This window comes from Halomonas sp. ND22Bw (assembly GCF_003011945.1).
Lineage (GTDB): Bacteria > Pseudomonadota > Gammaproteobacteria > Pseudomonadales > Halomonadaceae > Halomonas > Halomonas halophila.
This window is the reverse complement of the sequence record NZ_PXWD01001201.1, coordinates 1-259: the sequence shown is the minus strand read 5'-3', so window position 1 is coordinate 259 and position 259 is coordinate 1. Positions and strand designations below refer to the sequence as shown.

General features: G+C 69.9%; 1 pseudogene. It reads right to left on the bottom strand.

What is annotated here, in order from left to right:
• A pseudogene (locus CVH10_RS21975) lies at positions 1-259 on the bottom strand (hypothetical protein); the annotation flags it as partial.

Here is a 259-nt window from a genome sequence, read left to right as displayed (position 1 = left end):
GGGCTTGAAGTGGTAGACGCTGTGGGTGCCGGCCAGCTCCTTGGTGCTGACGAGGGCGTCGCGCAGCGCGACCCGGTAGGCCGGCTTGCCGGGCTCGCCCTTGGCACGCGAGGCGGCGTCGAGGAACAGCAGCCAGGCATCGAAGGAATAGGCCGAGAAGGCATCGGTCGGCGGCGCGCCGTTGGCCTTCTGGTAGGCCGCGCGGAAGTCCATCGACACCTTGCGGATCGGGTTCGAGTCGGGCAGCTGCTCGGCCACG